The sequence below is a fragment of the Pseudomonas sp. LAIL14HWK12:I7 genome, from assembly GCF_000483465.1.
Classification (GTDB): domain Bacteria; phylum Pseudomonadota; class Gammaproteobacteria; order Pseudomonadales; family Pseudomonadaceae; genus Aquipseudomonas; species Aquipseudomonas kermanshahensis.
Genome location: NZ_AXYZ01000001.1, coordinates 579,888 through 604,287, shown reverse-complemented (window position 1 = coordinate 604,287; position 24,400 = coordinate 579,888). Strand labels below are relative to the sequence as shown.

The 24,400-nt window shown below is 64.3% G+C and carries 22 protein-coding genes; 15 read left to right on the top strand and 7 right to left on the bottom strand.

Annotation, left to right across the window (positions count from 1 at the left end; translation table 11 throughout):
• From D886_RS0102735 to D886_RS0102720, 4 genes are read right to left on the bottom strand one after another with little or no spacing between them, the layout of a single operon-like run.
• A complete protein-coding gene (locus D886_RS0102735; RefSeq protein ID WP_189662490.1) occupies positions 1–2,025 on the bottom strand; it encodes a methyl-accepting chemotaxis protein in 2,025 nt (674 codons plus the stop codon).
• 47 nt (positions 2,026–2,072) lie between these two features.
• Complete coding sequence (locus D886_RS0102730) at positions 2,073–2,627, bottom strand: chemotaxis protein CheW (RefSeq protein ID WP_027592436.1); 555 nt, start codon at positions 2,625–2,627, stop codon at positions 2,073–2,075.
• Complete coding sequence (gene pilH / locus D886_RS0102725; RefSeq protein WP_027592435.1) at positions 2,624–2,989, bottom strand: twitching motility response regulator PilH; 366 nt, start codon at positions 2,987–2,989, stop codon at positions 2,624–2,626. Before pilH ends, D886_RS0102730 begins: the two co-directional genes overlap by 4 nt.
• A gap of 46 nt (positions 2,990–3,035) precedes the next feature.
• The gene (locus tag D886_RS0102720; RefSeq protein WP_027592434.1) at positions 3,036–3,437 is read right to left on the bottom strand and encodes a PleD family two-component system response regulator; all 402 of its coding nucleotides are present in this window, start codon (positions 3,435–3,437) and stop codon (positions 3,036–3,038) included.
• A gap of 232 nt (positions 3,438–3,669) precedes the next feature.
• Here D886_RS0102720 and gshB point away from each other — a divergent pair, with 232 nt between their 5' ends.
• From gshB to D886_RS0102650, 14 genes are all read left to right on the top strand, one after another.
• Positions 3,670–4,623, top strand: a complete 954-nt coding sequence (gshB, locus tag D886_RS0102715; RefSeq protein WP_027592433.1) for a glutathione synthase — start codon at positions 3,670–3,672, stop codon at positions 4,621–4,623.
• Positions 4,624–4,714: 91 nt separating this feature from the next.
• Entirely contained in the window at positions 4,715–5,620 is a 906-nt protein-coding gene (locus D886_RS0102710) for an energy transducer TonB (RefSeq protein ID WP_027592432.1), read from the top strand.
• 171 nt (positions 5,621–5,791) lie between these two features.
• Positions 5,792–6,361: a YqgE/AlgH family protein gene (locus tag D886_RS0102705; RefSeq protein ID WP_027592431.1), complete on the top strand. Its 570-nt coding sequence runs from the start codon at positions 5,792–5,794 to the stop codon at positions 6,359–6,361.
• Positions 6,361–6,786: a Holliday junction resolvase RuvX gene (ruvX, locus tag D886_RS0102700; protein WP_027592430.1), complete on the top strand. Its 426-nt coding sequence runs from the start codon at positions 6,361–6,363 to the stop codon at positions 6,784–6,786. Before D886_RS0102705 ends, ruvX begins: the two co-directional genes overlap by 1 nt.
• A 46-nt stretch (positions 6,787–6,832) precedes the next feature.
• Positions 6,833–7,351, top strand: a complete 519-nt coding sequence (gene pyrR, locus D886_RS0102695) for a bifunctional pyr operon transcriptional regulator/uracil phosphoribosyltransferase PyrR (RefSeq protein WP_027592429.1) — start codon at positions 6,833–6,835, stop codon at positions 7,349–7,351.
• A gap of 12 nt (positions 7,352–7,363) precedes the next feature.
• Positions 7,364–8,368 (top strand): aspartate carbamoyltransferase catalytic subunit, encoded by a 1,005-nt coding sequence (locus D886_RS0102690; RefSeq protein ID WP_027592428.1) that lies wholly within the window; start codon positions 7,364–7,366, stop codon positions 8,366–8,368.
• The gene (locus D886_RS0102685) at positions 8,365–9,636 is read left to right on the top strand and encodes a dihydroorotase (protein WP_027592427.1); all 1,272 of its coding nucleotides are present in this window, start codon (positions 8,365–8,367) and stop codon (positions 9,634–9,636) included. Before D886_RS0102690 ends, D886_RS0102685 begins: the two co-directional genes overlap by 4 nt.
• Before the next feature lie 244 nt (positions 9,637–9,880).
• The gene (gene hslV, locus D886_RS0102680; RefSeq protein ID WP_003249309.1) at positions 9,881–10,411 is read left to right on the top strand and encodes an ATP-dependent protease subunit HslV; all 531 of its coding nucleotides are present in this window, start codon (positions 9,881–9,883) and stop codon (positions 10,409–10,411) included.
• 73 nt (positions 10,412–10,484) lie between these two features.
• Positions 10,485–11,828, top strand: coding sequence for an ATP-dependent protease ATPase subunit HslU (hslU, locus tag D886_RS0102675; RefSeq protein WP_027592426.1), 1,344 nt, complete (start codon positions 10,485–10,487; stop codon positions 11,826–11,828).
• 193 nt (positions 11,829–12,021) lie between these two features.
• Complete coding sequence (locus D886_RS0102670; RefSeq protein ID WP_027592425.1) at positions 12,022–12,399, top strand: gamma-butyrobetaine hydroxylase-like domain-containing protein; 378 nt, start codon at positions 12,022–12,024, stop codon at positions 12,397–12,399.
• Positions 12,400–12,752: 353 nt separating this feature from the next.
• The gene (gene phaC, locus D886_RS0102665) at positions 12,753–14,432 is read left to right on the top strand and encodes a class II poly(R)-hydroxyalkanoic acid synthase (protein ID WP_027592424.1); all 1,680 of its coding nucleotides are present in this window, start codon (positions 12,753–12,755) and stop codon (positions 14,430–14,432) included.
• A gap of 63 nt (positions 14,433–14,495) precedes the next feature.
• The gene (gene phaZ, locus D886_RS0102660) at positions 14,496–15,347 is read left to right on the top strand and encodes a poly(3-hydroxyalkanoate) depolymerase (RefSeq protein WP_027592423.1); all 852 of its coding nucleotides are present in this window, start codon (positions 14,496–14,498) and stop codon (positions 15,345–15,347) included.
• Positions 15,348–15,408: 61 nt separating this feature from the next.
• A complete protein-coding gene (gene phaC, locus D886_RS0102655; RefSeq protein WP_027592422.1) occupies positions 15,409–17,091 on the top strand; it encodes a class II poly(R)-hydroxyalkanoic acid synthase in 1,683 nt (560 codons plus the stop codon).
• 13 nt (positions 17,092–17,104) lie between these two features.
• Positions 17,105–17,719 (top strand): TetR/AcrR family transcriptional regulator, encoded by a 615-nt coding sequence (locus D886_RS0102650; protein ID WP_027592421.1) that lies wholly within the window; start codon positions 17,105–17,107, stop codon positions 17,717–17,719.
• 120 nt (positions 17,720–17,839) lie between these two features.
• Here D886_RS0102650 and D886_RS0102645 read toward each other — a convergent pair whose 3' ends face one another.
• The gene (locus tag D886_RS0102645; protein WP_027592420.1) at positions 17,840–18,625 is read right to left on the bottom strand and encodes a phasin family protein; all 786 of its coding nucleotides are present in this window, start codon (positions 18,623–18,625) and stop codon (positions 17,840–17,842) included.
• Between the two features lie 10 nt (positions 18,626–18,635).
• Positions 18,636–19,055 carry a phasin family protein gene (locus D886_RS0102640; protein ID WP_027592419.1) on the bottom strand — a complete coding sequence of 140 codons (420 nt, stop codon included), beginning with the start codon at positions 19,053–19,055 and terminating at the stop codon, positions 18,636–18,638.
• A gap of 187 nt (positions 19,056–19,242) precedes the next feature.
• Between D886_RS0102640 and D886_RS0102635 the strand changes: the two genes are divergently transcribed.
• Entirely contained in the window at positions 19,243–24,000 is a 4,758-nt protein-coding gene (locus D886_RS0102635; RefSeq protein WP_050580713.1) for a dermonecrotic toxin domain-containing protein, read from the top strand.
• Positions 24,001–24,028: 28 nt separating this feature from the next.
• Here the strand turns inward: D886_RS0102635 and D886_RS0102630 are convergent, their stop codons facing one another.
• Positions 24,029–24,304 carry a polyhydroxyalkanoic acid system family protein gene (locus D886_RS0102630; protein ID WP_027592417.1) on the bottom strand — a complete coding sequence of 92 codons (276 nt, stop codon included), beginning with the start codon at positions 24,302–24,304 and terminating at the stop codon, positions 24,029–24,031.
• Between the last annotated feature and the right edge of the window lie 96 nt (positions 24,305–24,400).

The following is a 24,400-nucleotide window of genomic DNA, read 5'->3' as shown; positions in this document are numbered from 1 at the left end:
TCAGCGCGGCTCGGCAGGTGCCGGCAGGGTGAAACCAGAAACAGACCGGCGCATCTCGCTGGCCATGCGTGCCAGGTGGCGGATGCTGTCGGCAGTGGCGCCGGACCCGGCAGACGTCTGCGCGGTGATCTGCTGGATAACGGCCATGGTGTGGGAGATCTGCCCGGCAGAAGACGTCTGCAACTGGGCCGCGTCGGAAATACTGTGGATCAGCTCGGCCAGGTTTTGCGACACCCCTTCGATCTCCGCCAGCGCTACCCCGGCATCCTGGGCCAGGCGCGCGCCACGTACCACTTCGGCGGTGGTCTGCTCCATGGAGATCACCGCCTCGTTGGTATCTGCCTGAATGGTGCGCACCAGCGCCTCGATCTGCCGCGTGGCCGACGACGAACGCTCGGCCAGGCGCTGCACTTCGTCGGCAACCACCGCAAAGCCCCGCCCGGCTTCACCGGCCAGCGAGGCCTGGATCGCGGCGTTGAGGGCCAGGATGTTGGTCTGGTCGGCAATGTCGTCGATCAGGCTAACGATGTCGCCGATCTCCTGGGACGACTCACCCAGGCGCTTGATGCGCTTGGCGGTGTCCTGGATCTGTTCGCGAATGTTGTCCATGCCGTTGATGGTGTTGTGCACCACCTCGTTGCCCTTGTTGGCGATCGCCACCGAGCGCTCGGCCACCTTGGCCGACTCATAGGCATGCGCCGACACCCGGTCGATCGATTCGACCATGTCGCCCACCGCCTCGGACGCCTCGCTGATTTGCGCGGCCTGGTGCTCGGACGCTTTGGCCAGCTGACGCGCGGTGTTCTGCGTGTCCTGCACGGCAGCGGCCACCTGCACAGCGCTGTGGTTGATGGTAGCGACCAGGTCGCGCAGTTGGTCGACGGAGTAGTTGATCGAGTCGGCGATGGCGCCGGTAAAGTCTTCGGTGACCGACACGGTGACGGTCAGGTCGCCATCGGCCAGCTCTTCGATCTCGTCGAGCAGGCGCATGATCGCCTGCTGGTTGCGTTCGTTCTTCTCTGCGGTCTCGCGCAGTTGCCGGTTGGTGGTGCGCACCATGACCAGGCCGATGAGGATGATCGAGGCCAGCGCCAGCAGGCCCAGGACGTAGCCGCCGACCGTGTCCAGGGTACGCCCGCCGGCCAGGTTCTCGAAGCCGTTGGCCAGGTGCGAGGCCTCGTCGAGCAGGGTTTGCGACAGGCTGAAGATGTTGCCTGCGGCTTCACGCACGCGGAACAGTTCGGGCGATGTTTCGAGGATTTCGTCCACCGAGCCGGCCACGAACTGGAACAGCTCGGCGATTTCAGCCAACCGCGCCCGGGCATCGGCGTCCTCGACGCGGGTCACCTGCAGCGCGGGGTTGCCGTTGAGCATGCCCTCCAGCACCTGGCCAAAACGCCCGGCATCGCGGCCGAAGGCATCGGCGGCCTGGGCCGCGGTGTCGTCACCGGCCAGCACCGTGTTGACCGAACCGAGGATGCGCTCAGCCAGCAGCAACTGGCGCTGGGCGACGACCACCTGGTTGGCCGGGGCACCGCTCTGCAGCAGGATTTCGACCACTTTTTCGTATTCGACCTGCAACTGCGGCACGGTCTCGGCAAGCGTTGCCGCCACCTGGTGCAGCGACAACACCGTCTGCTCGCTGGCCAGGATGGTATCGGTGTTCTTGCGCAGGTTCTCCCAGTCCTGGCGAACGGCTTCCATCTCATCGCGCACCGTGGCCGGTGCCGCTGGCAGGCCGGTGGACGTGTCACCTTCGCGCAGGTAGCTCCAGCGCCGCTCGAAATCGTTGCGCGCATCCGACAGCAGCTTGAACGCCAAGGCCTTGCCCGTCGCCGCCTCGGTGGCGTTCTTGGCAATCCGCTGGGACAGCACGCGAAGCTCACCGGCATGGCCGATGTACTGTTTGTCGTAGTTGGACTGGGTGCTCAGGTAGGCGAAATTGGCGAACAACAGGATGATCGACAGGATCAGCACCAAAAACAGCACGGTGATCTGCGCGATGCTGCGCGTACGCGGAGCCATGGGCGTTGCGGTAGCGCTGGTGGCAGGCTTGTTCACGTTCGCAGGTCCTATAACGCCACATCAAGAAAGCCCGGCGCCTGGGCCAAGGCGAAGGGGCTGAAGATTGCCCAATTGCGTTCACGCGGGAAGTGCCCCTGCACGAAGCGGGCGGCCGCGCGGATCAAGGGCTGCGGGGGCGACAGCTCCAGGCTGCTCAGGGCAAAGTGCTGCAGCCCCAGTACTTCGTCCACCAGCAGGCCGACGAACAGGTCCTCATGGTCCAGCACCAGCACCCGCCGCTGCTTGCCGGGGGCGGCCGGGCCAAGCCCGAAGAAGCTGCTCAGGTCCATTACCGGCAGCAACCGCCCGCGCAAGTTGGCAACCCCGCAGACCCAGGGCTGAACCCCAGGAACACGGCTGCTGCGCGGTTCGCGCAGCACTTCGGCCACCTCGCCCATGGGCGCGACGAACCATTGCCCGGCGATCCGAAAGCCGATCCCGCTCCACTGTTGCAGGCGGGTGTCCTGCGGGGGCTGGTCCGCCACCAGCAGGCGGCAGCGCCGGTCGATGTCCAACAGCAACTCGAAGGCGGTCAGCGACGCGCCATGAGGGCGGGTGGTCAAGTCCCCAGCACTTCTTTGAGCTTGGCGATCAGTGCGTCTTCTTCGACCGGTTTGGTCAGGAAGTCGCGGGCGCCCTGGCGCGTCGCCCAGATACGGTCGGTTTCCTGGTCCTTGGTGGTTACCACGATCACCGGAATGGCGCTGGTTTCCTTGTCCTTGCTCAGCTGGCGAGTGGCCTGGAAGCCGTTCATGCCGGGCATGACGATGTCCATCAGCACCGCGTCGGGCTTTTCCTGACGGGCCAGGGCCACGCCATCGCCACCGTTGTTGGCCTTGAGCACCTCGTAGCCGTGCTTTTCCAGCCATTCGGTCAATCTGTACATCTCTGTCGGCGAGTCGTCGACAATCAGAACTCGGGCCATGCTGTTTCCCCATCAGGAAAGTAAGACCGCGCCATGGCGGACGCGGTCAGGGTGCGTGTTGTTGGTGTTCGGCAAAACCAGGCACATGGGCCCGGATCGCTTCGAGCAGTTCTTCTTTGCTGAACGGCTTGGTGAGGAACTGGTCGGAGCCCACCACCCGCCCGCGGGCCTTGTCGAACAGGCCGTCGCGCGACGACAGGAGGATCACCGGTATGTCCTTGAAAGCGCTGTTGTGCTTGATCACGGCGCAGGTCTGGTAACCGTCCAGGCGCGGCATCAGCACATCGACGAAGATGATGCGTGGCTGGTGATCGACGATCTTGGCCAGGGCATCGAAACCATCGCTGGCGGTAATCACCTCGCAACCCGCTTCGCCGAGCAACATCTGCGCGGTACGGCGGATCGTGCGTGAGTCGTCGATCACCATGACCTTCAGGGGTTGTTCCATCACTTGGGCTACCGTCGCTGCTCAGGCCAGAATTGCTGGGGCCGCGTTGCGACCCTTTCGCGACACAAGGCCGCTCCTACAGGTTTGCGCAGCATTGTGCCTCGCATTTTTAGCACACTCCGGGTAGCCATTCCATCTGCTGCGCCCCTTGACCATCGGCGCTCCCGGCGCCACCCTGAGCCACTTTTCTTTCGATCCATCGCGGCTGCGCGCCGCCAAGAGGAACCACCCCATGAGCGTTCGCCTCGGCATTGTCATGGACCCCATCGCGTCCATCTCCTACAAGAAGGACAGCTCGCTGGCCATGCTGCTGGCCGCCCAGGCACGCGGCTGGAGCCTGTTCTACATGGAACAGCGCGACCTGTACCAGGGCGAAGGCAAGGCCCGTGCACGCATGCGCCCGCTAAACGTGTTCGCCGACCCAGCGCGCTGGTTCGAGCTGGGCGACGAGCAGGACAGCCCCCTGGCCGAGCTGGACGTGATCCTGATGCGCAAGGACCCGCCGTTCGACATGGAGTTCGTCTACAGCACCTACCTGCTGGAGCAGGCCGAGGCCGAAGGCGTGCTGGTGGTCAACCGCCCGCAGAGCCTGCGCGACTGCAACGAAAAACTGTTCGCCACGTTGTTCCCGCAGTGCACGCCACCGACCCTGGTCAGCCGCCGCCCGGACATCATTCGCGAATTCGCGGCCAAGCATGGTGACGTGATCCTCAAGCCGCTGGACGGCATGGGCGGCACTTCGATCTTCCGCCACCGGGTCGGCGACCCCAACCTGTCGGTGATCCTCGAAACCCTGACCGCCCTGGGCGCGCAGCAGATCATGGCGCAGGCCTACCTGCCAGCGATCAAGGACGGCGACAAGCGCATCCTGATGATCGACGGCGAGCCGGTCGACTACTGCCTGGCGCGCATCCCGGCCAGTGGCGAAACCCGTGGCAACCTGGCCGCCGGTGGCCGTGGCGAAGCGCGCCCGCTGACCGAACGTGACCGCTGGATCGCCGCCCAGGTCGGCCCGACCCTGCGCGCGAAAGGGCTGCTGTTCGTTGGCCTGGACGTGATTGGCGAGCACCTCACCGAAATCAACGTCACCAGCCCGACCTGTATTCGCGAGATCGACAACGCCTTCAACACCGACATCGGCGGGCAATTGATGGACGCCATTGATCGCCAGCTGAAGGCGCGCTGACCGGCAACGCGCGGCACAATCGCGGAGTGGGGTATGATACGGGTCCTTTTTACTTGGCCTGCTGCCCCGCCCCGCGGTTGCTGGATACCTGATGACGCTGCCCGCTGACATCCCCTCCGACCTGCTGCCACCGCGCGTTCGCCCGGTGGACCGGCTCGGCTTTACCCTGTTCCTGGCTGCCCTGGTGCACCTGGCGCTGATCCTTGGCGTCGGTTTTACCGTGGTCAAGCCGGCTGAAATCCGCCATACCATGGACATCACCCTCGCCACTTTCAAAAGCGAGAAAGCGCCCGAGAAGGCCGATTTCCAGGCTCAGGACAACCAGCAAGGCAGCGGCACACTGGAGAAGAAGGCGGTGCCCAAGACCACCGAACTCGCCCCCTTCCAGGACAGCAAGATCAACAAGGTCACGCCCCCGCCTGCGGCCAAGCCCGAGGTCGCACCGCCGCCCACGCCTGAGAAGTCGGCCGTGGTGACCAAGGCCGCCAAGCCTCACAAAGTCGAGCCCAAGCCCAAGGAAAGCAAGGCGCAGCCAAAGCCTGCAACGCCCACGCCTGATTTTGACAGCTCGCAGCTGTCCAGCCAGATCGCCAGCCTTGAGGCAGAGCTGTCCAATGAACAGCAGCTGTACGCCAAACGCCCGCGCATCCACCGCCTCAACGCCGCCTCGACCATGCGCGACAAGGGCGCCTGGTACAAGGAAGAATGGCGCAAGAAGGTCGAGCGGGTGGGCAACCTCAATTACCCTGACGAAGCGCGGCGCCAGCAGATCTACGGCAACTTGCGCATGATGGTCTCGATCAACCGCGATGGCTCGCTGTACGAAGTGCTGGTGCTGGAATCGTCCGGGCAACCGGTGCTGGACCAGGCGGCGCAACGTATTGTCAGGCTGGCGGCGCCGTTTGCGCCGTTTACCGGGGACTTGGCGGAATTCGACCGGTTGGAGATCATCCGGACCTGGCGCTTTGCCCGTGGGGACCGGTTGTCCAGTAACTGATTTGCTGGCTGTACTGGCCTCTGTGGGAGCGGGTTTACCCGCGAAAGCGTTCGACAAGGCAACATAATTGCCTGATCTGACGCATTCGCGGGTAAACCCGCTCCCACAGGGATCAAGTAAGCCCTGCAGAGCACCTTGTCAGCCTCGCCACCTGGCGCCACACTATCCCCCATGAAAACCCTCGCCCCGAGCTACCTCAAGCATCAGTTCCTGATCGCCATGCCGCACATGGCCGATCCGAACTTTGCCCAGACCCTCACGTACATCGTCGAGCACAACGCCAATGGCGCCATGGGCCTGGTGGTCAACCGACCGCAGGAGCTCAGCCTGGCTGACATCCTCGAACAGTTGCGCCCGGACGATGAACCCCCGGCCAGCACGCTGCACGTGCCGATCTACCAGGGCGGCCCGGTGCAAACCGATCGCGGCTTCGTGCTGCACTCCAGCGAGTGCACCTACCAGGCCACCGTCGAACTGCAGGGCCTGTCGCTGTCCACCTCGCAGGACGTGCTGTTTGCCATTGCCGAGGGCGTGGGGCCGCAAAACAGCCTGATTACCCTGGGCTACGCGGGCTGGGAAGCCGGCCAGCTGGAAGCCGAGCTGGCCGACAATGCCTGGCTCAACTGCCCGTTCGACCCCGAGATCATCTTCGGCCTCGCCAGCGACCAGCGCCTGAACGCCGCCGCCGCCAGCCTGGGCATCAACCTCAGCCTGCTGACCAGCCAGGCGGGCCACGCCTGATGGCCGAGCTACGCCTGCTGCTGGGCTTTGACTACGGCACCAAACAGATCGGGGTGGCGGTTGGCCAGGTCATCACTGGCCAGGCCCGCGAGCTGTGCACCCTGAAAGCGCAGAACGGCGTGCCGGACTGGGCCCAGGTGGAAAAACTGGTCGCTGAATGGAAACCCGACGCCATCGTCGTCGGCCTGCCGCTGAACATGGACGGCACCCCCAGCGAGATGAGCGCGCGCGCCGAGAAATTCGCCCGGCGCCTGAACGGCCGCTTCAACCTGCCCGTGCACACCCACGACGAACGCCTGACCACCTTCGAGGCTAAAGGCGAACGCCTGACCCGCGGTGGCCAGCGCGGCAGCTACCGCGACAACCCGGTCGACGCCATTGCCGCCGCCCTGCTGCTGCAAGGCTGGCTGGAGGCCAATACCTGATCATCTTTGCCGCCGGGCAGAGCCGGCGGCCCCCGAGGAGCACGCAATGAGCCTACCCAATCCCGCCGATCTGATCCGGCAGATGGCTGTCGACCTTCGCGCCCACCTGGCCCGCCGTGCTATCACCGAGCCGCGCTTCATCGGCATCCGCACGGGCGGCGTCTGGGTCGCCCAGGCCCTGCAGGAAGAAATGGGCGATACCAGCCCCATGGGCACCCTGGACGTGTCGTTCTACCGTGATGACTTCAGCCAGAACGGCCTGCACCCGCAAGTACGCCCGTCCGAGCTGCCGTTCGAAATCGAAGGCCAGCACCTGGTCCTGATCGACGACGTCCTGATGAGCGGTCGCACCATCCGTGCCGCGCTCAACGAGCTGTTCGATTACGGCCGCCCGGCCAGCGTCACCCTGGTCTGCCTGCTCGACCTGGATGCCGGCGAGCTGCCGATTCGCCCCAATGTGCTGGGTGCCACCCTGTCGCTGGCAGCCCATGAACGGGTAAAATTGACCGGACCCGCACCGCTCGCCCTCGAGCGCCAGGACCTCGCCTCCGCTTCCGCCCTTTAAGAGTCCCCCGCGATGACGCCAATCGACGCCAAGCGCCCGCTGCAGCTCAATGATCAGGGCCAGCTGCGCCACTTTCTCTCGCTCGACGGTTTGCCCCGCGAACTGCTGACCGAGATCCTCGACACCGCCGACTCCTTCCTGGAAGTCGGTGCCCGGGCCGTGAAAAAAGTCCCGTTGCTGCGCGGCAAGACCGTCTGCAACGTGTTCTTCGAGAACTCGACCCGTACCCGCACCACGTTCGAACTGGCCGCGCAGCGCCTGTCTGCCGACGTGATCAGCCTGAACGTGTCGACTTCCTCGACCAGCAAGGGCGAAACCCTGTTCGACACCCTGCGCAACCTGGAAGCCATGGCTGCCGACATGTTCGTCGTGCGCCACTCCGATTCGGGCGCCGCGCACTTCATCGCTGAACACGTGTGCCCCGATGTGGCCGTGATCAACGGTGGCGATGGCCGCCATGCGCACCCGACCCAAGGCATGCTCGACATGCTGACCATCCGTCGGCACAAGGGCAGCTTCGAAAACCTGTCTGTTGCCATCGTCGGCGATATCCTGCATTCGCGCGTGGCGCGTTCCGACATGCTCGCGCTCAAGGCGCTGGGCTGCCCGGACATCCGCGTGATCGGCCCGAAAACCCTGATCCCGATCGGCATCGAGCAATACGGCGTAAAGGTCTACACCGACCTCGCCGAAGGCCTGAAAGACGTCGACGTGGTAATCATGCTGCGCCTGCAGCGTGAGCGCATGGCCGGTGGCCTGCTGCCGAGCGAGGGCGAGTTCTACCGCCTGTTCGGCCTGACCACCGCACGCCTGGCCGGTGCCAAGCCCGATGCCATCGTCATGCACCCTGGCCCGATCAACCGCGGTGTAGAGATCGAATCGGCAGTGGCCGACGGCAAGCACTCGGTGATCCTCAACCAGGTGACGTACGGCATCGCCGTGCGCATGGCCGTGCTGTCCATGGCCATGAGCGGGCAAAACGCGCAACGCCAACTCGACCAGGAGAACGCCCTGTGAGCATCAGTATTCTTGGCGCCCGGGTTATCGACCCCAACAGCGGCCTGGACCAGATCACCGACCTGCACCTGGACGGCGGCCGCATTGCCGCCATCGGCGCAGCACCGGCCGGCTTCAGCGCCAGCCGCACGATCCAGGCCGATGGCCTGATTGCAGCGCCTGGCCTGGTCGACCTCGACGTCTCTCTGCGCGAGCCGGGCTACAGCCGCAAAGGCAACATCGCCAGCGAAACCCGCGCCGCCGTGGCCGGCGGTGTGACCAGCCTGTGCTGCCCGCCGCAGACCAAACCGGTGCTGGACACCTCGGCCGTGGCCGAGCTGATCCTCGACCGTGCCCGCGAAGCCGGCAACAGCAAGGTCTACCCGATCGGCGCCCTGACCAAGGGCCTGGAAGGCGAGCAACTGGCCGAGCTGGTGGCCCTGCGCGACACCGGTTGCGTGGCCTTCGGCAATGGCCTGCAGCAAATCCCCAACAACCGTACCCTGGCCCGTGCCCTGGAGTACGCCGCCACCTTCGACCTGACCGTGGTGTTCCACTCCCAGGACCGCGACCTGTCCCAAGGTGGCCTGGCCCATGAAGGCGCCATGGCCAGCTTCCTCGGCCTGCCGGGCATCCCGGAGACTGCCGAGACCGTGGCCTTGGCGCGCAACCTGCTGCTGGTCGAACAGAGCGGCGTGCGGGCGCACTTCACCCAGATCACCAGCGCCCGCGGCGCGCGCTTGATCGCCCAGGCCCAGGAACTGGGCCTGCCGGTGACCGCCGACGTGGCGCTGTACCAGCTGATTCTCACCGATGAGTCGCTGCGCGAGTTTTCCAGCCTGTACCACGTGCAGCCACCGCTACGCACCGCCGCCGACCGCGACGGCCTGCGCGCAGCCGTCAAGTCGGGGGTGATCCAGGCGATCTCCAGCCATCACCAGCCGCACGAGCGCGATGCCAAGCTGGCGCCGTTCGGTGCCACGGAGCCGGGTATCAGCAGTGTCGAAGTGCTGCTGCCACTGGCCATGACCTTGGTCGAAGACGGCCTGCTCGACCTGCCGACCTTGCTGGCACGCTTGACCAGCGGCCCGGCTGCCGCCATGCGCCTGCCGGCGGGTGAACTGAAGGTAGGTGGCGCGGCGGACCTGGTGCTGTTCGATCCGAAAGCCTCGACCGTTGCCGGCGAACAGTGGCTGTCCCGTGGCGAGAACTGCCCGTTCATCGGCCACTGCCTGCCTGGCGCTGTGCGTTATACCTTGGTCGATGGGCACGTCTGCCACGAGGCCTGACCAACCCTGTGGGAGCGGCCTTGCGTCGCGAAAGGGCCGCAAAGCGGCCCCGGCAATCCATGCATGGTGCCGAGATCCTGGGGCTGCTACGCAGCCCTTTCGCGACACAAGGCCGCTCCCACATGGATCGCATTCAACCTTGAACCTGTCGCAACCATTCATCCCCCCAGGTTGAAATCCTTCCCCCCACCCCCATATGAGTCTGCATCAGGCACTTTCGCCCCGCTGCGTGGAGACTCTCCCCTTGACCACCATCGTTTCTGTCCGCCGTAACGGCAAAGTCGTCATGGGCGGCGACGGCCAGGTTTCCCTCGGCAACACTGTGATGAAAGGCAACGCTAAAAAAGTCCGTCGCCTGTACCACGGCCAGGTCATTGCTGGCTTCGCCGGTGCCACCGCCGATGCCTTCACCCTGTTCGAACGCTTTGAAGGCCAACTGGAGAAACACCAGGGCCACCTGGTCCGTGCCGCCGTCGAGCTGGCCAAGGAATGGCGTACCGACCGCTCCCTGAGCCGCCTGGAGGCCATGCTGGCCGTGGCCAACAAGGATGCATCCTTGATCATTACCGGTAACGGCGATGTGGTCGAACCCGAAGACGGCCTGATCGCCATGGGTTCCGGTGGCGCCTACGCCCAGGCCGCCGCCCGCGCCCTGCTGAACAAGACCGACCTCTCGGCCCGCGAAATTGCCGAGACCGCGCTGAACATCGCCGGTGACATCTGCGTATTCACCAACCACAACCTGACCATCGAGGAGCAGGACCTGGCCGACTGATCAGTTGTTTTGGCGTCCCGCCCAGGGCGGGACTTTTCCACACTGATTGCTCTGCTCGAGGACCATTTTCATCATGTCCATGACCCCCCGCGAAATCGTTCACGAACTCAACCGCCACATCATCGGCCAGGACGACGCCAAGCGCGCCGTGGCCATCGCCCTGCGCAACCGCTGGCGGCGCATGCAACTGCCGACCGAGCTGCGCGCCGAGGTGACCCCGAAAAACATCCTGATGATCGGCCCGACCGGTGTCGGCAAGACCGAAATCGCTCGTCGCCTGGCCAAGCTGGCCAACGCGCCGTTCATCAAGGTCGAAGCGACCAAGTTCACCGAAGTCGGCTACGTCGGCCGTGATGTCGAATCGATCATCCGTGACCTGGCCGATGCCGCGCTGAAGATGCTCCGCGAGCAAGAAATCATCCGCGTGCGCCACCGCGCCGAAGACGCCGCTGAAGACCGCATCCTCGATGCCCTGCTGCCGCAGGCGCGGGTCACCAGCTTCAGCGAAGAAGCCGCGCAGACCAGCAGCGATTCCAACACCCGCCAGCTGTTCCGCAAGCGCCTGCGCGAAGGCCAACTGGACGACAAGGAAATCGAGATCGAAGTGGCTGACGCCGTAGGTGTCGAAATCGCCGCGCCGCCTGGCATGGAAGAGATGACCAACCAGCTGCAGAGCCTGTTCGCCAACATGGGCAAGGGCAAGCGCAAGGCGCGCAAGCTCAAGGTCAAGGAAGCGCTGAAGATGGTCCGTGAAGAAGAAGCGGGCCGCCTGGTCAACGAAGAAGAACTCAAGGCCAAGGCCCTGGAAGCCGTTGAACAGCACGGTATCGTGTTCATCGACGAAATCGACAAAGTGGCCAAGCGTGGCAATGTCGGCGGCGCCGATGTGTCCCGCGAAGGTGTCCAGCGCGACCTGCTGCCGTTGATCGAAGGCTGCACCGTCAACACCAAGCTGGGCATGGTCAAAACCGACCACATCCTGTTCATTGCCTCGGGTGCGTTCCACCTGAGCAAGCCAAGCGACCTGGTGCCTGAGCTGCAGGGCCGCCTGCCGATCCGTGTCGAACTCAAGGCACTGACCCCAGAAGACTTCGAGCGCATCCTACGGGAGCCGCACGCTTCGCTGACCGAGCAGTACCAGGCACTGCTGAAAACCGAAGGGCTGAACATCGAGTTCCTCACCGACGGTATCAAGCGCCTGGCCGAGATCGCCTACCAGGTCAACGAGAAAACCGAGAACATCGGTGCCCGCCGCCTGCACACCCTGCTCGAGCGCCTGCTCGAAGAGGTGTCGTTCAGTGCCGGTGACCTGGCCAGCACTCACGATGAAACGCCGATCCAGATCGATGCGGGCTATGTGAACAGCCACCTGGGTGAGCTGGCGCAGAACGAAGACCTGTCGCGCTATATCCTGTAAGACCGGATGGGGCCGCTTTGCGGCCCATCGCCGGCAAGCCGGCTCCCACAGGTACCCCACAGTATTCAAGCACTGTGCTATCCCGGTGGGAGCTGGCTTGCCGGCGATGGGCTGCAAAGCAGCCCCAATCAAGCTTGAATCCCTCCCTCAGAAGCTGGAAGCTTGCAGCATCAGCTCCCCAGAGATTCAGCCCATGGCCCGTCTGCCCACCGCCATCAACCTGCACAAAGCCTCCAAGACCTTGAGCCTTACCTACGGCCCCAACGAGGTCTACCACCTGCCCGCCGAATTCCTGCGCGTGCACTCCCCTTCCGCCGAGGTCCAGGGCCACGGCAACCCCATCCTGCAAGTTGGCAAGGTCAACGTCGGCCTCGCTGGCCTCGAACCCGCCGGCCAATATGCACTGAAATTGACCTTCGACGACGGCCATGACAGCGGCCTATTCACGTGGGAGTACCTCGAGCAACTGTGCCTGCGCCAGGAACAGCTGTGGGCCGAGTACCTCGACGCGCTGCACAAGGCCGGAAAATCCCGCGATCCGGCCGAATCGGTCGTGAAACTCATGCTCTAGCGCAAGCCCTCGAACGTTTAGAGCGCATTTTCTAATCTCATCTGCTTGAATGCCCCTACAGGCAGCTCAGTGACGGGCTGTCTTGCGCATTACATGAAAGTCGGGTAACCAATGGAGCTGGCAAGTTCCCTGCATCGTCTTGAAGGCAATCAGGGCCTGGCCGGTATGTAGAGGTCGCGAGCGAAAGCAGGCTGTCTTCACACGCAGAATTCCCCGCAGCTCATCGCCGAATGCATCCGGCCCGCAGCACCGCTGTTCCTTATCACTGGTCACCCGAGTAGCAGTACCGGGCTCTGGACTGTGCAAGCGCCACAGGCAACCGGTACTCGTCTCTGGACAACGGAGCGTCGCAGATGAGTAACAAGAACAACGATGAGTTGCAGCGGCAGGCCTCGGAGAACACCCTGGGGCTGAACCCGGTCATCGGCATCCGCCGCAAGGACCTGTTGAGCTCGGCACGCACCGTGCTGCGCCAGGCCGTGCGCCAACCTTTGCACAGCGCCAAGCACGTGGCGCACTTCGGCCTGGAGCTGAAGAACGTGCTGCTGGGCAAATCCAGCCTCACCCCCGAAAGCGACGACCGCCGCTTCAACGACCCGGCCTGGAGCAACAACCCCCTTTACCGCCGCTACCTGCAAACCTACCTGGCCTGGCGCAAGGAGCTGCAGGAGTGGATCGGCAATAGCGACCTTTCACCCCAGGACATCAGCCGCGGGCAGTTCGTCATCAACCTGATGACCGAGGCCATGGCGCCGACCAACACCTTGTCCAACCCGGCCGCGGTCAAGCGCTTCTTCGAAACCGGTGGCAAAAGCCTGCTCGATGGCCTGTCCAACCTGGCCAAGGACGTGGTCAACAACGGTGGCATGCCCAGCCAGGTGAACATGGACGCCTTCGAAGTGGGCAAGAACCTGGGCACCAGCGACGGCGCCGTGGTGTTCCGCAACGACGTGCTGGAGCTGATCCAGTACAGCCCCATCACCGAACAGGTGCATGCGCGGCCACTGCTGGTGGTGCCGCCGCAGATCAACAAGTTCTACGTGTTCGACCTGAGCCCGGAAAAAAGCCTGGCGCGCTTCTGCCTGCGCTCACAACAGCAGACCTTCATCATCAGCTGGCGCAACCCGACCAAGGCCCAGCGCGAGTGGGGCCTGTCGACCTACATCGATGCGCTCAAGGAAGCGGTCGATGCCGTGCTGGCGATTACCGGCAGCAAAGACCTGAACATGCTCGGCGCCTGCTCTGGCGGCATCACCTGCACCGCGCTGGTGGGCCATTACGCCGCCCTGGGCGAAAACAAGGTCAATGCCCTGACCCTGCTGGTCAGCGTGCTGGACACCACCATGGACACCCAGGTCGCGCTGTTCGTCGATGAACAGACCCTCGAAGCCGCCAAGCGCCACTCCTACCAGGCCGGCGTGCTCGAAGGCAGCGAGATGGCCAAGGTGTTCGCCTGGATGCGCCCCAATGACCTGATCTGGAACTACTGGGTCAACAACTACCTGCTCGGCAACGAGCCGCCGGTGTTCGACATCCTGTTCTGGAACAACGACACCACGCGCCTGCCGGCCGCCTTCCACGGCGACCTGATCGAGATGTTCAAAAGCAACCCACTCACCCGCCCCGGTGCACTGGAAGTGTGCGGCACGCCGATCGACCTGAAGCAGGTCACCTGCGACATCTACAGCCTCGCCGGCACCAACGACCACATCACCCCGTGGCCGTCCTGCTACCGTTCGGCACACCTGTTTGGCGGCAAGATCGAGTTCGTGCTGTCCAACAGCGGCCACATCCAGAGCATCCTCAACCCACCGGGCAACCCCAAGGCGCGCTTCATGACCGGCGCCGATCGCCCGGGCGACCCCGTGGCCTGGCAGGAGAACGCGACCAAGCATGCCGACTCCTGGTGGCTGCATTGGCAAAACTGGCTGGGCGAACGTGCCGGCGACCTGAAAAAAGCGCCAACCCGGCTGGGCAACCGCGCCTATGCCGCTGGCGAGGCATCTCCGGGCACTTACGTTCACGAACGTTGAGTTGCAGCGCCGTGGCCACCTGCGGGTGGGCCACGGTGTTCACTTCACCACAGAGCCACGCGCATGCCGTCACCCTATATCTTCAGGACCGTCGAACTGGACAACCAGTCCATCCGCACTGCCGTGCGCCCGGGCAAGCCGCACCTGACGCCGCTGCTGATCTTCAACGGCATCGGCGCCAACCTGGAGCTGGTGTTTCCGTTCATCGAAGCGCTGGACCCAGACCTGGAAGTCATCGCCTTCGACGTACCGGGCGTAGGCGGCTCGTCGACGCCACGCCAGCCCTATCGCTTTCCGGGGCTGGCCAAGCTCACGGCACGCATGCTCGATTACCTCGACTACGGCCAGGTGAATGTGATCGGCGTGTCGTGGGGCGGCGCCCTGGCGCAGCAGTTTGCCCACGACTACCCCGAGCGCTGCAAGAAGCTGGTACTGGCCGCCACGGCTGCCGGCGCGGTGATGGTGCCGGGCAAACCCAAGGTGCTGTGGATGATGGCCAGCCCCCGGCGCTACATCCAGCCTTCGCATGTAATCCGCATCGCCCCGCTGATCTACGGCGGTGGCTTTCGCCGCGACCCAGACCTGGCCATGCGACACGCAGCCAAGGTGCGCTCCGGCGGCAAGCTGGGCTATTACTGGCAACTGTTCGCCGGGCTTGGCTGGACCAGCATTCACTGGCTGCACAAGATCCAGCAGCCCACCCTGATACTGGCTGGCGACGACGACCCGTTGATCCCGCTGATCAACATGCGCCTGCTGGCCTGGCGGATTCCCAATGCCCAGCTACACATTATCGACGACGGCCATCTGTTTCTGATCACCCGGGCCGAGGCCGTCGCCCCGATCATCATGAAGTTCCTCCAGCAAGAGCGTCAGCGCGCGGTCATGCATCCGCGCCCGGCTTCGGGCGTGTAGGGGCGGGTTCGCCCGCGACGGGGCCAGCAGGCGCCAAGGGTCAAGACGAGGGAGTGTTGCCATGAAAGACAAACCGGCCAAAGGAACGCCAACGCTTCCCGCCACCAGCATGAACGTGCAGAACGCCATCCTCGGCCTGCGCGGTCGCGACCTGATTTCCACGTTGCGCAGTGTCGGCCGTCATGGCTTGCGCAACCCGCTGCATACCGCCCGCCACCTGCTGGCCCTGAGCGGCCAGCTGGGCCGCGTGATGCTCGGCGATACCCCTTACCAGCCGAGCCCGCGAGACACCCGCTTCAGCGACCCGACCTGGAGCCAGAACCCGTTCTACCGGCGCGGCCTGCAAGCCTACCTGGCCTGGCAAAAGCAGACCCGCCTGTGGATCGATGAAAGCCACCTGGACGACGATGACCGCGCCCGCGCGCAGTTTCTGTTCACGCTGATCAACGATGCCCTGGCGCCCAGCAATTCGCTGCTCAACCCACTGGCCGTGAAGGAGCTGCTCAACACCGGCGGGCAAAGCCTGGTGCGTGGCGTGGCGCACTTGCTTGACGACTTGCGCCACAACGATGGCTTGCCTCGCCAGGTAGACGAACGCGCCTTCGAGGTGGGTGGCAACGTCGCGGCAACCCCCGGCGCCGTGGTGTTTCGCAACGAATTGCTGGAGTTGATCCAGTACCAGCCGATGAGCGAAAAACAGCACGCCCGCCCACTGCTGGTGGTGCCGCCGCAGATCAACAAGTTCTATATCTTCGACCTCAGCTCGACCAACAGCTTTGTCCAGTACATGCTCAAGAACGGCCTGCAGGTGTTCATGGTCAGTTGGCGCAACCCCGACCCACGGCACCGCGAGTGGGGGCTGTCGAGCTACGTTCAGGCCCTGGAAGAGGCGCTTAACGCGTGCCGCAGCATCAGTGGCAACCGCGACCCCAACCTGATGGGCGCCTGCGCTGGCGGCCTGACCATGGCAGCGCTGCAAGGCCACCTGCAAGCCAAGCACCAGTTGCGCCGAGTGCGCAGCGCCACCTACCTGGTCAGCTTGCTGGACAGCAAGTTCGAAAGCCCCGCGAGCCTGTTCGCCGACGAGCAGACGATCGAGGCGGCCAAGCGCCGCTCGTACCAGCGCGGTGTGCTGGACGGCGCCGAGGTGGCGCGGATCTTCGCCTGGATGCGGCCCAATGACTTGATCTGGAACTACTGGGTCAACAACTACCTGCTCGGCAAGACCCCGCCCGCCTTCGACATCCTCTACTGGAACGCCGACAGCACACGCCTGCCGGCGGCGCTGCATGGCGACCTGCTGGACTTCTTCAAGCACAACCCGCTGACCCACCCGGCAGGCCTTGAGGTGTGTGGCACGCCCATCGACCTAAAGCAGGTCGACCTCGACAGTTTCACCGTGGCCGGCAGCAACGACCACATCACCCCGTGGGATGCCGTGTACCGCTCAGCCATGCTGCTAGGCGGCGACCGACGCTTCGTGCTGGCCAACAGCGGGCATATCCAGAGCATCATCAACCCACCTGGCAACCCCAAGGCCTACTACCTGGCCAACCCGAAGCTGTCCAGCGACCCGCGTGCCTGGTTCCACGACGCGCAGCGCAGCGAAGGCAGTTGGTGGCCATTGTGGCTGGAGTGGGTCACCCCGCGCTCCGGCCCGCTGAAAGCGCCACGCACCACGCTTGGCAATACCACCTATCCGCCGCTGGGCCCTGCGCCAGGCACCTATGTCCTGACCCGATGAGCACACCGCCCGGATGAAGACCCGCGACCGTATCCTTGAATGCGCCCTGCAACTGTTCAACCAGCAAGGCGAACCGAATGTCTCGACCTTGGAGATCGCCAACGAACTGGGCATCAGCCCTGGCAACCTGTACTACCACTTCCATGGCAAGGAACCGGTTGTGCTGGGGCTTTTCGAGCGTTTCGAAGAAGCGCTGATGCCGCTGCTCGACCCACCGCTTGAAGTGCGCCTGGAGGCCGAGGACTACTGGTTGTTCCTGCACTTGATCGTCGAGCGCATGGCCCAGTACCGCTTCCTGTTCCAGGACCTGTCCAACCTGACCGGGCGCCTGCCGAAGCTGGCCCGCGGCATGCGCAGCCTGATCAACGCACTGAAGCGAACCCTTGCCGCGTTGCTGGCCAGCCTCAAGGGCCAGGGACAAGTGGTGAGCGAAACCCAGGCGCTGGGGCAGTTGGTGGAGCAGATCACCCTGACACTGATGTTCTCGCTGGATTACCAGCGCGTGCTGGGGCGGGAGGGGGATGTGGGGATCGTGGTATACCAGGTGATGATGCTGGTGGCGCCGCATCTGCAGGCCCAGGCCCGGGCGGCGGCAGAGCAGTTGGCGGTGCGGTATCTGGAGGGGTAGTGCCGCATCGGCGGTGCCCTCTTCGCGGGGCAAGCCCGCTCCCACAGAGACCCAGCTCAGGGTTTGCAAGCTGAGCTGAATCTGTGGGAGCGGGCTTGCCCCGCGAAGAAGGCGACGCGGTTAGATCAGGGTACCGGTACCGGTCGGTGCCGACGGTGTGCTGCTGGCCGGTGCCGCGCTTGGCGCTGGCGCTGCAGCTGTAGCAGTCGGAGCCGGTGCCGCACTGGCCGCAGGTGCGGCCGGTTTGGCCGGGGCCTTCTTCACTGCCGGTTTCTTCGCCGCTGCAGGCTTGGCCGCAACAGGCTTGGCAGCGGGTTTGGCAGCAGGTTTGGCCGCAGGCTTGGCAGCAGCGGTTTTCGCAGCAGGTTTAGCCGCTGGTTTTGCCGCAGCCGCTTTGGCCGCCGGCTTGGCTGCTGCGGTTTTCGCAGCAGGTTTGGCAGGCGCCTTGGCCAGTGGTTTGGCAGAGGCTTTGCTCGCAGCCGCCTTGGAGATCGGTGTGACCGAGGCACCGGTCAGTTTCTCGATCTGCTTGGTCAGGCTGTCCACTTGCTGGTGCAGCGCCTTGATCTCATTGCGGCTTGGTACGCCCAGGCGCGAGATGGCGCTGTTCAGGCGCTTGTCGAAGGCTTCTTCAAGCTCGCTCCACTTGCCCAGCGCGCGATCTTTCACGCCGGACACGCGCGACGTGGTCGACGCCTTGGCGCTATCAGCCACGTCTTCGGCGGTCTTCTTCGCCTGCTTCTCGGCCTTCTCGCCGTCCTTCACCAGCGTATCGAACAGCTTCGGGCCGTCCTGGTCGATCTTCGAATAGATCCCCAGGCCCGCCAGCCAGATCTTGCGGGAGTACTTCTCGATCCCGCCGACCCAGGAGCTGCTTTCTTTGTCGGAATTCTTCTTGCCAGCCATCCTGCTCTCCTTATGGTTTGTGCGCGACGCGCTCAAGCAGCTCGTGCAGCTGTTCAAGCTTGATGGACAACGCCTCAACGTCATGTTTAGACGGAATGCCAAGGCGATTCAAGGCGCGACCAACCCGTGCGTCGAAAGCTTTTTCGATCTTGTCGAGTTGAACTTCGACCTTGCCGCGTACGCGGCTGACTTCCTGGGTCGCTTCATCCAGCTGGTTGTTGGCCGCATCGAGCTCTTTGTCGATGCGCTTCTTGCCACGTTTTTCAACGCCTTCGCCGGCTTTGACCAGCTCGTTGAAATACTCGGAACCTTCCTGGCCGACGCGGGCATAGGCGCCGATACCTGCCAGCCAGATCTTGCGCGCATAACCGCGCACTTCGCCCAGGGTGCCTGGAGCGTCGTCCTTTTTCTTCACATTCACTTTGGCCATGCTCTGTACCTCATGCTCATGAGTGGAGAGGAACTGCCCATGGAGGTTGGGCTTGAGCATAAGGTAGGGAAGAAAATTAGAAACCTCACCCTAAGCTCACGCGGCATAGGGGGCCAAACATGTACCGCCGCCGCCACAGGCATGGGCGCTAGCGTGCGAGCATTCCCGCCACCGGAGCTCACACCTCATGCCTGCGTCCCCGCCCCTGCAACCCACCACGCTCAAGCAACGGGTAGCCAGCCAATTCGCCCAACGCCCCACACTGCGCGAGGTGGTTGCCAAGGCCGGTTTGACGATCTTGGCCAATCGCTACCCCTGGATCACGCGCAACCACCCGCAGTTGCAGTCCCTCGAGCCCTTCACGCTCATCCACGGCGCAGGCAAGCAACCGGCACAGGTCTCCCTGGTAAACACGCTGCTCGACCATTTTCTGTCGGGCAAAGGCATGGCCCTCACGCGCACAGACGTGCTCAGCATCGCGCCGCCCCTGCCCTTTCTGCCGCAGGCGGCAGGTGTCGGCCCAAACGCCCAGCCCGAAGTCAGCCTGAACATGGACAACCTCAACCGCGACTTCGACGAACTGCTGGCGGCCCTGACCGAAGCCTTTCAGCAGGCACAGATTGGTTTCTGGGCTGCAAGCGACGCCACATCGGGCCTGTCCCATGTGCACAGTTTGGCGCAGACCTTGAAAGCCGCCCTGCTGCTAGGCGTGGAACGGCAGGGCTTGTCCGAACCGGTGAAAGCCGTGCTGTATGGCGTGGTCAACGGCACGGCCAGCGCACTGGCGATCAACCGGCTGCAGGTCACCCTCGATGAGCATCCACCCCAGGCCTTACCGGACCTGTTGATCATCGCCGAAGCCGGGATGGTGCTGTGGTGCAAACCTTCAGGCACGGTGCGCAGCTACGTTGACCTTGCGGCCTTCGCCGAGGCCCTTCGCGACGCACTGGCGCAGCAGTATCAATTCGACACGCTGCGCTGGGCACAGCAACCACTGAACACAGACCCGTTCGCGTTCCAGTCCACTGAACTACTCAATGGCATCCTCGACAGGGTCGGCCGCCTGCGGTTGTCCACGCTCACCAGCGTCCCCGCGCTTGAGGAGGCCTTCAGCACCTTGAGCGACCCTTCGTCCCATTTCTTCGACCTGCCCCTGCCAAGCACCGAGCAGCCACTGCTAAGCCTGCCCACCTGGCTGAATCAAGCAGACAGCACCGGCCACCTGCTGTACGCCGAAGCCCTGCTTGAGCTCGCCGCCAGCCAGGCGCACGCCCAGGGCAGGACGTCGCTCGACGCGATAGAACCCCTGGGCCGCTATGCCGCTCGCCGGCTGCGCGAACAGATGCATGCGGACTTCCCAGCCGAAACACCGCAAGACCCCGACCAGCTGCTCGTGCAGATCTCGGTGGTGGTACCGCTGTCGTCGTCCGGCCCCGCGCAATTGAACTACCTGAAAAGCATGACCCTGACGGAACTGGCCATTGCACGCCTGCACACGGGCAGCGACGAAGTGGCGTCCGGCCTGCTCGACACCCACGCACGGCCTCTGGGCAGCTGGCTGAACCTGGATTACGTCAACCGCTTGATCTCGACCGTGGATGTCGGCGGGCTTTACCCCGCTTATGTCGCCCACCAACTGCAAGACGCCACGCTCAAGGTCAGCCGCCTCCAGCGCCATGCCACGGAATGGCGCAGCACCCTGCAGTTCGCCGCGCTCAGGGCCAGGATCGAAGCCAAGCTCAGCGCACAGGCCTGCCAGGCAATCGTCGATTTCTGCCGTGCCAATCAAGCGTCACCTGATGCGCTCAGCATTGCGCCACTCGCGTTTCTGCCTGCACCGGGTGCCTCCGAAGGCAACACGGTGCACGGCATGTTCCTGATCAAGGTAAAGGCCAACCAGCGTTGGGTCCTGTATCGCCCCCTGTTCGCGGATGACGCCGTGGCAGAGTTTGCCAGCCTGGACAGCCTGATGGCGCAGATACGGGCTGATCAGGCGTTGCAGCAACAGCTGCTGGCCTGGATGGATGACGACGCCAGGGGCATCTACCAGCACGGCGGATTCGAACGTCCGCACCTGCATAGCCGCCTGTCGGCCCTGGCGCACTTGATTGGCACGCAGTCGGCGTTGGTAGACACCCTGGTGGAACGCCTCAGGGTCCCTGTTACAGCCGTTCACACACCTTGGCTGGAAGATTTGGACAACCACCTCTACAACGCACGCATTCAGACAATGCTACTGCTGGCCTCCCGGCAGAGCCGCTCGAATGCGCAACAGCGCTGGGCCTTGATCGTGCAGTGCGGCTGGGTTCTGTTCAACACGGTCACGCCGCTGCTGCGTGGCCCTGCGGCCATGCTGGCCTGGTTGGTCGCCGCCGTGGCAACGCTCAAGGATGACCTACCCGCCCTGTCCGATGGCAGCGCGGAGGAAAAGGCCTTGGCAGCGGCAGATGTGCTGACCAACCTGGCCCTGTTGTTGATGCAGGGCCCCACAGCCCCAACGCATGCGGGGGTCAGCTCGGCAGCGGTGGACGCCATGGCCCTGGAGGGCCCCGCCCGCAGAGCACCCTCCACGCCGGTAACCGTTGAGGCACCCAAGACAGCGGACTGGGTCGAGCCCCACCAGGCGCAACGCCCCGGCCACGTCAGTGTGAGCCGTTGGCACAACAGCCAGCGGGTGGGCAATTTGCCCTCCCACGCCCGCCAGCGCCTGGGTGAACTGCGCGCAGGCGTTTCCCTGCAAGGCCATGCCGCTGAAACACAAGGCCGCCTACGCGGGTTGTACACGGTGCAAGAGCGGCTCTACGTGAACCTGCAGGACGTGGCCTACGAGGTGCAGGAAACCTGGGGCGGAATCCAGATCATCGGCCCGGACACCAGCCAGGGCGAATGGCACACACGTTGGGGCGGCGCGCCCGACGGCTACTACATTGTCGGGCGCGAACGCAGCAAAGGCCCTTGGCTGCGGCGCTGGAATGACGAATGGGTCCTGGACCTGCACTTGGCCGGCGGCATGCCAAAAACCCGCGAAGCCGTCACCGCGCAGAATCGCCAGCACTACGATGCACTGCAAGCGACCGGTCAAGCCAACCAGGACAAACTGACCCAGCTCGAGCCCTTCATGGAGCGCAACCGCATCGAGCTTGAAGCGTTTGACGACGAGGCGGCCGCGTTCAGCCTGGCGTTCAATGCGTTGCCCAAACCCGACGTCAAGGCACTTCCACCGGCGCTCCGAGTGCAGCGCCAGGCAGTGCTGGAAATGCGCAGGCAGCACCTACCGCAGATCGCCGCGGGGTCGCTGTACCTGGAGAAGCAGGCCAGCTTGCTGCATGCCAACGCCGACCTCTACCGGCAGATGCTCGAGCCTCGCTACCTGAAGTACGACCGTTCGGGCGCCACTGCACGCCGGCTCAGCAACTGGACAGAAGCCGCCATCGACAATGACATGCTGCTGGTGCGGCGCCTGCTCGAACTGGTCGACCACGAACACTTGCAGGAGCAATCCGTGGGCTTGCGTGGGGTGCCTGACAGTGACGAGCAGAGGGGCCGACACGCCGTATTTCGCGAATCGACCCGAGACGCGCTGAAGGTCAGTCGCCGCCTGCTCGTGGTCAGCGAGCGGCTGGATAAAACGCTTTCCGACGTGCTCAGCGATACCCGGGTCGCCTACCCAGACAAGAAAGCCAAGATCGAACGCGCCATCAAACTGCGCCCTTACTCGTCGTTGATCGTCCGCGCACAGATTGTCAGCGACCTGGCTTACCTGACACTGGACAAGACCCTGCTCACTGCCGAAGCGGCCATTGACCTGCTGCCCTTGCAAAACAGCCTGAGCGACACGGACCTGTCAGCAGCGCTGTGGAGCCACGATGGCGTTGCCTCTGCCAGCCTGCCTGCCGACCAACAAGCGGAGGTGCTGGGCAACGCCCTGCGCGTTTACCGAGCCGTCATCGGCAGGGCCCGGTACATGCAATCGTTCACCGCACCTGCCGTGGACACCACGATGCTGCAGGCCTACATCGAGGCGATGACGGGCCTGGAGCGCCTGGCAGAAACCGACTTGAGCACCGCCTTGATGAATGCCGAACAGGGCACATCGTCCCCTGCGCGACAGCTGACCCACCGCGTCAGGGCCGGCAAACGCACCCTGATCCGAACCTCCCGAGGGCGCTCGGTGCTGGTCGAGCGAGACCAGGAAGGCGATCATGCCGTTCAGCGCAACCCGGCCACCGAGCAACCTGGGGGCGCCTATGAGCGGCGCAATGGCCAGTGGTTCGAAGTCCCAGGCGAGGAGCGCCCCGCCGCGCAAGACTCCGCCCAGCTGCGCAGTCGCGCGCAACACCTGCTGGCGCAAGTGAGTGACCGGGTCGCGCTGGCAGCGCGCTACGCGAACGAGCCGAACAGCCTGGCCGATCTCATGGATTGGCAGATCGAGGACATGCGCAAGGTCGAGCAGCACGTAAGCGCCGCCGATGACCGGGCGTCCGAAGGCCTGGCCAGCCAACTGCGCGATGCCATCGCCTCGCTGAACACCGAAAAACGCCGACTGCTCACCGACGCCTACCTCAACACCCGCCACCCGGACAGCAGTGCGTTACGTTACCTGTATCAGCAACAGCGGATCGAGATCGCCCTGAGCACATCGCGAAAGCCGCTGCGCACCGCCAACGACTACCTGGACGTCTACCAGATCAAGGACGTGCAGGTGCCCAATGCGGTGCTGTGGGAAGCTCACTTCCACTACCGCAGCGCCGACGCGGCGCCCCGCACCTTCGTCAAAGGCCACCTGAAGCACTGGGAGCCGCGCCCCGCGCGTGCCAGCAGGGCCGAAAAGGCGCGCGAGGTCAGGCTTGAGCACGCCCATACAGCGGCTGAACGGATCGACATCTACCGCGGCGACCTGCGCCTGGACCAGATAGAGGGCATCATCCCCTTTCCGACCCACTGACGGGCCGGCCAACGGCACAGCCCTGGTGTTAGGCCAGGGCTTTGTCCAGCGCCCGCTCGATCTCGCTCTTGATGCTAGCGCCCATGATCGACAGCATCATGCCGAGCTTGAGCTCGACGCGGATGGTGTCTTCGCCAATCTGCACGCTGCCGTTGGCGCCGCTGCGCGCGACGTCGACGCGGTCGCCGTTCCAGGTGGCCTTGAGGTCATATTCGCGGCTGAGCTTTTCTACCAGCGCCTCGGCCTTGGCGCGGGCAGCCTCGCGGCCGAGGGAATGTTTGCGTTCGACGCTGATCTGGGTCATGCGGGTGATCCTGGGTATGAAGACATAATCAGCATTATGCCCGCCCCTGCCCCCTGGCACACCCCGCCAAGACAAATCCGCCCATTCGCCCTAGAA

What these genes read in the sequence shown, in the direction of transcription:
- D886_RS0102645 (WP_027592420.1), bottom strand. Translation starts at nt 18,625, where the DNA reads ATGGCTGGCAAGAAGAATTCCGACAAAGAAAGCAGCTCCTGGGTCGGC.
- D886_RS0102735 (WP_189662490.1), bottom strand. Translation starts at nt 2,025, where the DNA reads ATGGCTCCGCGTACGCGCAGCATCGCGCAGATCACCGTGCTGTTTTTG.
- D886_RS0102650 (WP_027592421.1), top strand. Translation starts at nt 17,105, where the DNA reads ATGAAGACCCGCGACCGTATCCTTGAATGCGCCCTGCAACTGTTCAAC.
- D886_RS0102635 (WP_050580713.1), top strand. Translation starts at nt 19,243, where the DNA reads ATGCCTGCGTCCCCGCCCCTGCAACCCACCACGCTCAAGCAACGGGTA.
- hslU (WP_027592426.1), top strand. Translation starts at nt 10,485, where the DNA reads ATGTCCATGACCCCCCGCGAAATCGTTCACGAACTCAACCGCCACATC.
- D886_RS0102670 (WP_027592425.1), top strand. Translation starts at nt 12,022, where the DNA reads ATGGCCCGTCTGCCCACCGCCATCAACCTGCACAAAGCCTCCAAGACC.
- ruvX (WP_027592430.1), top strand. Translation starts at nt 6,361, where the DNA reads ATGGCCGAGCTACGCCTGCTGCTGGGCTTTGACTACGGCACCAAACAG.
- gshB (WP_027592433.1), top strand. Translation starts at nt 3,670, where the DNA reads ATGAGCGTTCGCCTCGGCATTGTCATGGACCCCATCGCGTCCATCTCC.
- D886_RS0102640 (WP_027592419.1), bottom strand. Translation starts at nt 19,055, where the DNA reads ATGGCCAAAGTGAATGTGAAGAAAAAGGACGACGCTCCAGGCACCCTG.
- D886_RS0102630 (WP_027592417.1), bottom strand. Translation starts at nt 24,304, where the DNA reads ATGACCCAGATCAGCGTCGAACGCAAACATTCCCTCGGCCGCGAGGCT.
- D886_RS0102720 (WP_027592434.1), bottom strand. Translation starts at nt 3,437, where the DNA reads ATGGAACAACCCCTGAAGGTCATGGTGATCGACGACTCACGCACGATC.
- pilH (WP_027592435.1), bottom strand. Translation starts at nt 2,989, where the DNA reads ATGGCCCGAGTTCTGATTGTCGACGACTCGCCGACAGAGATGTACAGA.
- D886_RS0102705 (WP_027592431.1), top strand. Translation starts at nt 5,792, where the DNA reads ATGAAAACCCTCGCCCCGAGCTACCTCAAGCATCAGTTCCTGATCGCC.
- phaC (WP_027592424.1), top strand. Translation starts at nt 12,753, where the DNA reads ATGAGTAACAAGAACAACGATGAGTTGCAGCGGCAGGCCTCGGAGAAC.
- D886_RS0102690 (WP_027592428.1), top strand. Translation starts at nt 7,364, where the DNA reads ATGACGCCAATCGACGCCAAGCGCCCGCTGCAGCTCAATGATCAGGGC.
- phaZ (WP_027592423.1), top strand. Translation starts at nt 14,496, where the DNA reads ATGCCGTCACCCTATATCTTCAGGACCGTCGAACTGGACAACCAGTCC.
- D886_RS0102710 (WP_027592432.1), top strand. Translation starts at nt 4,715, where the DNA reads ATGACGCTGCCCGCTGACATCCCCTCCGACCTGCTGCCACCGCGCGTT.
- pyrR (WP_027592429.1), top strand. Translation starts at nt 6,833, where the DNA reads ATGAGCCTACCCAATCCCGCCGATCTGATCCGGCAGATGGCTGTCGAC.
- phaC (WP_027592422.1), top strand. Translation starts at nt 15,409, where the DNA reads ATGAAAGACAAACCGGCCAAAGGAACGCCAACGCTTCCCGCCACCAGC.